11 protein-coding genes are annotated in these 9,827 nt (G+C 72.6%); 8 read left to right on the forward strand and 3 right to left on the reverse strand.

All coding sequences use genetic code 11. The features are described 5' to 3' along the window. Positions 1–182: 182 nt before the first annotated feature. Positions 183–785 carry an anthrone oxygenase family protein gene (locus LG632_RS28025; protein ID WP_226730417.1) on the forward strand — a complete coding sequence of 201 codons (603 nt, stop codon included), beginning with the start codon at positions 183–185 and terminating at the stop codon, positions 783–785. 61 nt (positions 786–846) lie between these two features. On the opposite strand, the gene LG632_RS28030 is transcribed toward LG632_RS28025, so the two are convergent. Then, complete coding sequence (locus LG632_RS28030) at positions 847–1,341, reverse strand: anthrone oxygenase family protein (protein ID WP_226730419.1); 495 nt, start codon at positions 1,339–1,341, stop codon at positions 847–849. A 175-nt stretch (positions 1,342–1,516) separates the two neighbouring features. Here LG632_RS28030 and LG632_RS28035 point away from each other — a divergent pair, with 175 nt between their 5' ends. Further along, positions 1,517–3,091, forward strand: a complete 1,575-nt coding sequence (locus LG632_RS28035) for an acyl-CoA carboxylase subunit beta (protein WP_226730421.1) — start codon at positions 1,517–1,519, stop codon at positions 3,089–3,091. After that, positions 3,088–3,321 carry an acyl-CoA carboxylase epsilon subunit gene (locus LG632_RS28040; RefSeq protein WP_226730423.1) on the forward strand — a complete coding sequence of 78 codons (234 nt, stop codon included), beginning with the start codon at positions 3,088–3,090 and terminating at the stop codon, positions 3,319–3,321. The genes LG632_RS28035 and LG632_RS28040 overlap by 4 nt, the downstream gene beginning before the upstream one ends. 212 nt (positions 3,322–3,533) lie before the next feature. Here the strand turns inward: LG632_RS28040 and LG632_RS28045 are convergent, their stop codons facing one another. Beyond that, complete coding sequence (locus LG632_RS28045) at positions 3,534–4,199, reverse strand: DUF4097 family beta strand repeat-containing protein (RefSeq protein WP_226730424.1); 666 nt, start codon at positions 4,197–4,199, stop codon at positions 3,534–3,536. 250 nt (positions 4,200–4,449) lie between these two features. On the opposite strand from LG632_RS28045, the gene LG632_RS28050 reads away from it, so the two are divergent. Next, complete coding sequence (locus tag LG632_RS28050; RefSeq protein WP_226730426.1) at positions 4,450–5,172, forward strand: MarR family transcriptional regulator; 723 nt, start codon at positions 4,450–4,452, stop codon at positions 5,170–5,172. A gap of 116 nt (positions 5,173–5,288) precedes the next feature. On the opposite strand, the gene LG632_RS28055 is transcribed toward LG632_RS28050, so the two are convergent. Continuing rightward, positions 5,289–6,038, reverse strand: coding sequence for a GbsR/MarR family transcriptional regulator (locus tag LG632_RS28055; RefSeq protein WP_226730428.1), 750 nt, complete (start codon positions 6,036–6,038; stop codon positions 5,289–5,291). A gap of 266 nt (positions 6,039–6,304) precedes the next feature. Between LG632_RS28055 and LG632_RS28060 the strand changes: the two genes are divergently transcribed. The 4 genes from LG632_RS28060 to LG632_RS28075 all read left to right on the forward strand — a co-directional run bounded on the left by LG632_RS28060 (position 6,305) and on the right by LG632_RS28075 (position 9,774). Next, positions 6,305–7,399 (forward strand): serine hydrolase domain-containing protein, encoded by a 1,095-nt coding sequence (locus LG632_RS28060; protein ID WP_226730430.1) that lies wholly within the window; start codon positions 6,305–6,307, stop codon positions 7,397–7,399. A gap of 189 nt (positions 7,400–7,588) precedes the next feature. Beyond that, on the forward strand, positions 7,589–7,888 hold the full coding sequence (locus LG632_RS28065; RefSeq protein WP_226730432.1) for a 4'-phosphopantetheinyl transferase superfamily protein: 300 nt from the start codon (positions 7,589–7,591) through the stop codon (positions 7,886–7,888). Next, positions 7,885–9,234 carry an NADP-specific glutamate dehydrogenase gene (gdhA, locus tag LG632_RS28070; RefSeq protein WP_226730434.1) on the forward strand — a complete coding sequence of 450 codons (1,350 nt, stop codon included), beginning with the start codon at positions 7,885–7,887 and terminating at the stop codon, positions 9,232–9,234. The genes LG632_RS28065 and gdhA overlap by 4 nt, the downstream gene beginning before the upstream one ends. Positions 9,235–9,351: 117 nt before the next feature. After that, complete coding sequence (locus tag LG632_RS28075; protein WP_226730436.1) at positions 9,352–9,774, forward strand: MarR family transcriptional regulator; 423 nt, start codon at positions 9,352–9,354, stop codon at positions 9,772–9,774. Positions 9,775–9,827 lie beyond the last annotated feature (53 nt).

Below are 9,827 nucleotides of genomic sequence, written 5' to 3' on the forward strand. Positions count from 1 at the left end.
GTCGCCGCGGGCAGCCCACGACGGCGGGGTCCGGCACGGTCCGGCCGGATCCCGCCGCCCGTCTCGAACCGGGCTCAAGAGCCGGTCGAAACCCATGGCAGCAACGGACAGGGGGGTGCCACGATCGGTTGCCCGTGCCCAGGGCAAGCAGCACTCCCGACCACCCAGATGGGACGCACCCGATGAACCCCAGCCAGGCCGGTGGCCCCAACCCGTACGCAGCGGGTCCGCCCGGTGCCACCTACCCCTCCCCGCCGCAGCCCCCTGCCGCCAGCGCCGGGAGCACCAAGCCGGGCACCGCCCTGATGGTGCTGGCGACCGTCCTGATCGGCCTGATGGCGGGCCTGTTCTTCGCCTACGACATCTCCGTGATGCCGGGTCTGGCCGACGGCGACGAGCGGACGTACGTCACCGCGATGCAGAACTTCAACGCCGAGATCGACGGCAACGGCCTCTTCGGCATGGCCTTCGTCCTCGCGCTGGTGGCCGCCGCGGCCTCGGCGGTCCTGGAGTTCCGCAAGGGCCGCAAGGCCGTCGCCCTGTGGGTGGGCGCCGCGGCCGTCGCGTACCTGGTGGTCCTCATGATCACCTTCACCGTCAACATCCCGCTGAACAACGAGCTCAAGGACGTCGGCGACGCGGCCAAGCTGACCGACTTCTCGATCGTGGACAAGTTCAAGAGCACCTGGGTCTCCACCAACATCGCGCGGACCCTGCTGTGCACGGCGGCCCTGACCGCCCTCTCCCGCGCCCTGGTCCTCCACGGCCGGGCCACGTCCCGCTGACACCTGACCCCAGCAGGACGCACCAGGCCCCGCCGGCCCGCCCGGCGGGGCCTGTTCGGCTCTACAGCCTCCCGTACGCGAACAGCGCCCACGCCAGGCAGCCCAGCGACGCCGTGCACAGCAGGGTGCGCCAGACGTTGGCGCGCACCCACGGTGCCTCGAAGGCCCGGCGGACGGCGGCCGGGTCGGCGATCCGGGCGACCGGGCCGGCCTTCTCCAGGGCGTTGTTCAGCGGGATGTTGACCTTGTTGGTCAGCCCCATCGCGACCACGTACAGCACCAGCGCCGCGATCAGCGGCGGCAGCACGTCCCGGCCGTCGGAGGGCACGTGCAGGCCGACGGCCAGGGCCGTGAAGACGAACGCGCCGATGTAGCCGAGGACGAACCAGCCGTTCAGGATCGCCACGTTGATCTTCTGCATCACGTCGATGACCGTGCGGTCGTCGGTGCGCTTCAGGCCCGGCATCACCGACACCGAGAAGCCGTAGAACAGGCCGCTGACCAGGCCCATCGTGATCGTCGCGGCGATGAGCGACGCGAGCCGTGCGGTTTCCACGTCGGATTCCCCCTGCTCGTGGTCAGGTCATGGAAGAGTCATCGAATCGTCAAGTCACCGGGATCATACGGCCGTACGCCCGTCCGGTCGCGGTGGATTCGAGCAGCTCTCCACGACCTCTTGAGCCCCCCGCGCGACGGTGGCTGAATCCGGCCTTCAGACCTGGAGGAGCCATATGACCATCGCCGACGCCCCACCCGTTCCGCTCCTGGACCGCGCGGCGGAACTGGCCGACATCAAGGCCCTGGCCGTCGCGGGCCCGGACGAGCGGGCCACGGAGCGCCAGCACGCCAAGGGCAAGCTGACCGCCCGCGAGCGGATCGACCTCCTCCTGGACCCGGGTTCCTTCCACGAGATCGAGACGCTGCGCCGGCACCGCGCGAGCGGTTTCGGGCTGGAGGACAAGCGTCCCTGGACCGATGGTGTGGTCACCGGCTGGGGCACGGTCGAGGGCCGCACGGTCTTCGTCTACGCCCACGACTTCCGCATCTTCGGCGGGGCGCTGGGCGAGGCCCACGCCGAGAAGATCCACAAGGTGATGGACCTCGCCGAGGCCGCCGGCGCGCCGCTGGTGTCGCTGAACGACGGCGCGGGCGCCCGCATCCAGGAGGGCGTCTCGGCGCTGGCCGGCTACGGCGGCATCTTCCAGCGCAACACCCGGGTCTCGGGCGTCATCCCGCAGATCTCCGTCATGCTGGGCCCCTGCGCGGGCGGCGCCGCGTACAGCCCGGCGCTGACGGACTTCGTGTTCATGGTCCGCGGGACCTCGCAGATGTTCATCACCGGCCCGGACGTGGTCCGCGCGGTGACCGGTGAGGAGATCACGCAGAACGGCCTGGGCGGCGCCGACGTGCACGCCGCCACCTCGGGCGTCGCCGCCTTCGCCTACGACGACGAGGAGAGCTGCCTGGAGGACGTGCGCCACCTGCTCTCCCTGCTGCCCTCCAACAACCGCGAGACCGCCCCGCGCACCGACTGCGACGACCCCGCCGACCGGCCCACCGACGCCCTGGTCGACATCGTCCCCGTCAACCCGCAGCAGTCGTACGACATCCGCAAGGTCGTCGAGGAGATCGTCGACCACGGCGAGCACTTCGAGATCCAGCCCGCCTGGGCGCCGAACGTGGTGTGCACCCTCGCCCGGATGGACGGCCACGTCACCGGCTTCGTCGCCAACCAGCCCGCCGCCCTCGCCGGCGTCCTCGACATCCACGCCAGCGAGAAGGCCGCCCGCTTCGTGCAGTTCTGCGACGCCTTCTCCATCCCGCTGATCACCCTGGTCGACGTACCCGGCTTCCTCCCCGGCGTCGACCAGGAGCACGGCGGCATCATCCGGCACGGCGCCAAGCTCCTCTACGCCTACTGCAACGCCACCGTCCCCCGCATCTCGCTCGTGCTGCGCAAGGCGTACGGCGGTGCCTACATCGTCATGGACTCCCGCTCCATCGGGACCGACCTGGCGCTGGCCTGGCCGACGAACGAGATCGCCGTGATGGGCGCCGAGGGCGCGGCGAACGTCATCTTCCGGCGCGAGATCGCCGCCGCCGACGACCCGGACGCGATGCGCGCGCAGAAGATCAAGGAGTACACGACCGAGCTGATGCACCCCTACTACGCCGCCGAACGCGGCCTGGTGGACGACGTGATCAGCCCGTCCGAGACCCGGTCGGTGCTCGTCGACGCCCTCGCGATGCTCCGCGCCAAGTACGCCGACCTGCCCTCCCGCAAGCACGGGAACCCGCCGGTATGAGCGGCGACGGCACGACGCGCGACGCGGCGGCCTGGCGGATCGTCAGGGGAATCCCCGACGCGGACGAGACCGCGGCCCTCGCCGTGGTCCTGGCCGCCTGCCTGGCCCGGGCTGCGGCCCCCGCCCCACCGGGCGCGGAGCACCCGAGCCGCCGCACCGGCTGGGACCGGGGGCTGCCCTTCCGCCCGGCCGGGACCTGGCGGGCATCCCGGGGGCCGGCCGGCGGATGATCACCACTCCTTCGTCATCCGCGCGGACGTCGCGTCCGCGGCCGGGCACGCTGCCCGGTCCTCGGGCCACCCGGACGGACAGTGGCGCAGGTGGCTCAGGGGTGGTGCCGGCCTTGCCGCCGACCTTGTCCGGGAGCCGGACCACGCCCGCCGCCGACCCCGCCAGGGGCGGCGGCGGGCCTGTTCCCGCCCCGCACGCCCTCACCCGCGGTTCAGAGGCTGCGGGCGGTGATGTCACCGTGGGCGGTGGTGGCGCGGATGTCGAGCTCGGGGCTGCCGTCGTTCTTGAGGGCGTTGCTGACGCGGCCGTAGGCGGTGCCGGCGTCCAGGGTGGCCGAGACACCGCCCGCGGCGGTGACCGAGATGTCGCCGGACTGGGTGCTGAGCACCACCGTGCCGCGCACGGCCTCGCGGATGCGGATGTCGCCCCGCGGGGTGCTGATCTGCGCCGGGCCGCCCAGGCGGCCGATCTCTACGTCGCCGTCGACCGCGGTGAGGCGGACGCTCGCGGCCTCGTCGAGCTTGATCTGCTGGTACGCACCGTCGAACTCGACGTCCCCCAGCCGGCCGACGCCGCGGAGCTCGCAGCCGGCCGCCTTGCCCTCGACCCGGGATCCGGCGGGCAGCTGGACGGTGACCTCGACGGAGCCGGCGGGGCCGAAGAACTGGCCCTTGGGCTCCGGGCTCTGGATCCGCAGGACCCCGTCGGCGTACGCGACGGTGGTCTGCTCGGCGGCCTGGACGTCGCGGCTCTTGCCGGGGTCGGCCGGCCGGATCTCCACGGTGGTGTCGGCGCGCTCGGCGGCGATGAACTGGACGCGCCCGGCGGGGACGGCCACGACGGCGGAGACGGGGGCCGGGGTGTCGAACTTCTGCATCGTGCTCTCCTGAGCTCGTTCCTTGTTTCTGACATGGGAAAAGCTACGTTGCTTTCCAAAGTCCGACAACAGGTTCGTTGCGTCAAAAACCAATAATCGCAGGTCAGCTAAGGGAAAGTGTTGCAACGGGCGGAGATGCAACGCAACGTCAGGAGCGCAGCCCGTTGCAATGATGGTGAGTGAACGCTAGGGTGGCGGCGGACGGGGCCGAACGAGGGGCTCCGACGCACGCAGCACCGAGGAGAACGCGATGCCGGGAGGCAGACTCACCCAGCAGGACCGCCAGCAGATCGCCGCGGGGCTGGCCGACGGGCTCGCCTACGCCGAGATCGCCCGGCGCCTCGACCGCCCCACCTCGACCGTCACGCGCGAGGTGATGCGCAACGGCGGCCCCACCGGCTACCGCGCCGACCTCGCCCACCGCGCCACCGAACACCGCGCCCGGCGGCGCAAGCAGGCCGCGCCCCGCGGGGCGTCGCCGGCGGCCGCCCAGCCGCACGGACGCGACGCCCGGGCCGTGGCCGCGTACGAGGAGACGCTCACCACCGTGCTGATGGCCTCGGGCCTGCCCAGGATGACCGCCCGGGTGCTGACCTGCCTGTTCACCACCGACGCGGGCAGTTTGACGGCGGCCCAGCTCGCCCAGCGCCTCGAGGTCAGCCCGGCGTCGGTCTCCAAGGCCATCGCTTTCCTGGAGAGCCAGAGCCTGGTCCGCCGGGAACGCGACGAGCGCCGCCGCGACCGCTACATCGTGGACGACGAGCTCTTCTACCAGGCGACGCTGGCCAGCGCCCGCGCCAACGACGAACTGGTGCGGACCGCCCGTGAGGGCGCCGCCGTCCTCGGCCCGCACACCCCGGCCGCCGCCCGCCTGGAGAACGTCGCCCGCTTCCTCGACTTCATCAGCGAAAGCATCGTCCGGGCCGCCGAACAGGCCCGGGACATCCTCCGTACGGGCCCCGCCCACGACTGAGGGCCGGGGCGCTGTGCTGCCCCGGCCCTCGGCCGGTCCGGTTCGCGTGGGGTCAGGCGGACAGGGCGCGCCCGCCTGGGCTTCCCTCCCGGTGACCCGCTCACACCCGCCCCGGGTCACCCGTCCGCGCCCCCGCCACCGCCCGGTGGCGGGGGCGCCGCGCGTGGGGCGGTCCGCTGCCACCGCTCGATGGCGCCGCCGAGGGACTGCGACACCAGGAGCAGCAGTTCGGCGGAGGACGCGAAGCGGGCGCCCGCCGGGGTCGCGGCCCCGAGGATCCCGGCACCGCGCCGGGACTCCGCCGCCAGGGCCTCGGTCATCCGCATGGTCGCCGTCAGGGACCGGACGAAGATCCCCTCGTCGGCGACATAGCGCTCGCGGCGCTCGCCGGGAGTCCTCTCCCGCCGGAGCAGCCCCTGCTGTTCGAGGAAGCCGACGGCGTTCGAGACCGACGCCGGGCTGACGCGCAGCCGCTGGACCAGGTCGGCGGCGGTGAGACTGCCGGAGTCGGCGACGTACAGGCAGGCGAGCGTGCCGGCCGCCACCCGCGGCATCCCCTGCTGGACGAGGAGGGCGGTGAAGGACTCGGTGAACTCCTGGACCGCCCCGGGATCGCGGCCGGGCCCCGCGTCGGGGACCGGCGCCGCCGCGGGCGGGGCCTGCTTGCGCCGCCGGGCCCGGGCCCGCGTGGCCTCCTGCGCCTGCCGCGCCCGGTAACCGCCGGGTCCGCCGTTGCGGGTCACCTCCCGCATGACGGTCGAGGCCGGCCGCCCCAGCCGCCGTCCGATCTCCGCGTAGCCGAGCCCCTCGGCCAGCCCCGCGGCGATGTCCTGACGATCCTGGCCGGTGAGCCTTCCTCCGGGCATCGGTGTGCGTCCCCCCTCCTGTGCCGAGCTGTCGAGCTGCACGGCTGCCGAACTGCACGACAGTATGCGTTCAGCCGCAGCCCATTGCAATGCCGGGTCGGGGGTTCATTGCATTCAGGGTCATTGTCATTGCAAAGAAAGGCTGTTTGTGCCTGTAGATAAGGACTCTTGGCGCCGAGGTGGCGTTGACTGATTGCTGAACGCAATGTAGCGTCCCCATCGTTCAGTGATTGCTGAACGCAGGGGAGTCGAAGGAGCGCAACACCATGTCCAAGCCCGAACTGCACAAGGCCGCCCAGGCGTTCGTCGACGCGGGATTCGCCGGGATCCAGATGCGCGTGCACGACGAGGACGGCGCATGGGTCGGCAGTGCCGGCGTACGCGAGCTGGGCGGGGCCGAGGAACCGCCGACCGACGGGCGGTTCTGGGTGGGCAGTACCACCAAGACGTTCGTCGCCACGCTGGTGCTGAAGCTGGTCGCCGAGGGCGCGATCGGTCTGGACTCGTCCGTGGCCGGTCACCTGCCCCGGCTGGAGCCGGCCCTGGACGAGCGGATCACCGTACGGATGCTGCTCCAGCACACCAGCGGGCTGTACAGCTACACCGGCGAGCCCGGCCCCGACGGCACGTTCGTGCCCGGCATCGCCGCGACGGGCAAGGCCTGGGTGGACAACCGCTTCCGGACCTACCGCGCCGAGGAGCTCGTACGGTTCGCGCTGGACAGGCCGGCGCGGTTCGAACCCGGCACCGGCCAGAGCTACTCCAACACCAACTACACCCTGGCCGTGCTCCTGGTCGAGGAGCTCACCGGCCGCCCGTACGCCGAGGAGATGCGGCAGCGGATCCTCGGACCGCTCGGGCTGCGCGACACCCTGGTCCCCGGCGACTCGCCGGAGCTGCCCGAGCCGCACGCCCACGGCTACTACCGCTACGAGGACGCCGGCGAGTGGAAGGTGGTGGACGTCACCCGCCAGAACAGCACCCTGCTGATCGGCGCCGGCGACATGATCTCCACCACCCAGGACCTGCAGACGTTCTTCTCCGCCCTGCTGCGCGGCCGGCTCCTGCCGGCCCCGCTGCTGGCGCAGATGCTCCAGCCGCACGGCGCGCTCGGCTACGGCCTCGGGCTGTTCGTGCAGGACCTCGGCCCCGGCGTGGGCACCGTCGTCCACCACCACGGTGGTGCCCCGGGCGGCTACGGGGCGCTGATGGTCGGCACGCCCGACGGCCGCAAGACCCTCACCGCCGGGCTGACCACCGGAGACTCGGCCGCGGACCCGGCCCAGGAGTTCCCGAAGGCCCTGGACCGGCTCCTCAAGGAGGTGTTCGGCGGCGGGCCGGCCGCGCCCGCCGCCCCCTGAGCGACCCGCTCAGCGCGTCGGCGCGCCGAACTGCCCCACCCGCCGCACCAGTCAGGTCCAGGAAGACGCCGCGGCCCGCGTGCAGGGCCTCGGCGACCGAGGCCGGGCCGGCCTGCGCCAGGCCCCCGCCCGGCGGACCGCCGCAGACCTGGCTCCTGACCCTCGGCGGCCGGCGGCTCCCCCGGGGCGGTGACCACCGACGTCGTGGCCGACGGCCTGCACCCCGCGGAGCGCGCGCAGTTGACGGCCCTCGCACCCGAAGCACGCCCGGTAGCGTTCACCCGCTGCTGGACGCGCAAGGAGGCGTACGTGAAGGGGACCGGTACCGGGCTCGCCGGCGGGGCGGCGCACATCTTCCTCGGGTGCGGCCCGAGTCCCGCCCGACCGCCGGGATGGACCCTGTACGACATCGCGGCCGGAGCCGGCTTCGCCGCCGCGTGCGCGGTCCGCACCGGCACACCCGACACCACCAGGAGGGACACGACGTGAAGGACCCCAAGGACAGGCTGGAATCGCTGCGCGCCGAGATCGAACGGCGCAACCCCGCCCAGCCCGAGTTCCACCAGGCGGTGCGGGAAGTGCTGGAGAGCCTCGCGCCGGTGTTCGCCGCGCGGCCCGAGTACGCCGTGCCCGGCCTGCTGGAGCGGATCACCGAGCCCGAGCGGCAGATCATCTTCCGGGTGCCGTGGCAGGACGACCACGGCACGGTCCACGTCAACCGGGGCTACCGGGTGGAGTTCAACAGCGCGCTCGGCCCGTACAAGGGCGGCCTGCGCTTCCACCCGTCGGTGGACATCGGCGTGGTGAAGTTCCTCGGCTTCGAGCAGATCTTCAAGAACGCCCTGACCGGCCTCGGTATCGGCGGCGGCAAGGGCGGCAGCGACTTCGACCCGCGCGGCAGGTCCGACGCCGAGGTGATGCGGTTCTGCCAGTCCTTCATGACCGAGCTCCAGCGGCACATCGGCGAGCACACCGATGTGCCGGCCGGTGACATCGGGGTGGGCGGCCGGGAGATCGGCTACCTGTTCGGCCAGTACCGCCGGATCACCAACCGCTGGGAGGCGGGGGTGCTCACCGGCAAGGGCACCGGGTGGGGCGGTTCGCAGATCCGGCCGCAGGCCACCGGCTACGGCAGCGTGCTGTTCGCCGCCGAGATGCTCCGGCACCGGGGCCTCGGGCTCGACGGCCGGTCCGCGGTGGTCTCCGGCTCCGGCAACGTCGCCCTCTACACGATCGAGAAGCTGCAGCAGCTGGGCGCGTACCCGATCACCTGCTCGGACTCCCAGGGTTACGTGGTGGACGAGAAGGGCATCGACCTCGACCTGCTCCGGCAGATCAAGGAGGTCGAGCGGGGCCGGGTCAGCGACTACGCGGCCCGGCGCGGCTCCGCCGCCCGCTTCGTGCCCGGCGGCCGGGTCTGGGAGGTGGCCGCCGAGGTGGCGTTCCCCTCGGCCACGCAGAACGAGCTCGGCGCCGACGACGCCCGCGCGCTGATCGCGGGCGGCGTCAAGGCGGTCTCGGAGGGCGCCAACATGCCGACCACGCCCGAGGCGGTGCGGCTCTTCCAGGAGGCCGGGGTGGCGTTCGGCCCGGGCAAGGCGGCCAATGCCGGCGGGGTCGCGGTCAGCGCCCTGGAGATGAGCCAGAACGCCTCGCGCAGCAGCTGGAGCGCGCAGCGGGTGGAGGAGGAGCTCGCGGGCATCATGCGGGACATCCACACGGTCTGCCAGGAGACGGCGGAGCGCTACGGGGCTCCGGGCGACTACGTCGTGGGTGCCAACATCGCCGGCTTCGAGCGAGTGGCGGACGCGATGCTCGCCCAGGGCGTCATCTGACGCCTCGGGGACCGTAGGACGTCGCCGGAGCCGGATGTATCAAAACAGATACATCGAGACTGATATAGGGTCGGACAGGTGAACGGAGTACAGCTCTTCCTGCTGGGCCGGACGCTGATGAAGATCGGCGAGGAGGCCATCCCGACCGAACGGGTCGGCAAGCGCGCCATGAGCACGCGGTCGGTGCTGATCGTGATGCTCGACATCTACGCGCACCCCGACACCACGGTCGGCGAGATCGCCACCCGCACCGGCCTGCCGCAGAGCGCCGTGTCCGCCTGCGTGGCCCGGCTGCGCGAGACCGGATCGGTGGTCACGGCCACCGATCCGCGCGACCGGCGCCGCACCCTGGTCCGGCAGAACCCCGAGGTCAACGACCGCCGCGCCGAGGTGGCCTCGACCACCGTCGACGCGGCCCTCGCCACCGCCCTGGGCACCGACGACCCGGTCGAGGTCGCCCAGGTCGTGGCGCTCCTGGAGGCCCTGGACCGCCGCCTGTCCCCGGAATCCCTCACCCGCCTGACCCCGGACGCCGGCTGACTCCGGACGCCGGCCGACCGCGCCGACCGACCGTGGACGCCGGCCGACCGCGT

Origin of the sequence: Streptomyces antimicrobicus, assembly GCF_020532625.1 — a bacterium.
Classification (GTDB): Bacteria; Actinomycetota; Actinomycetes; order Streptomycetales; family Streptomycetaceae; genus Streptomyces; species Streptomyces antimicrobicus.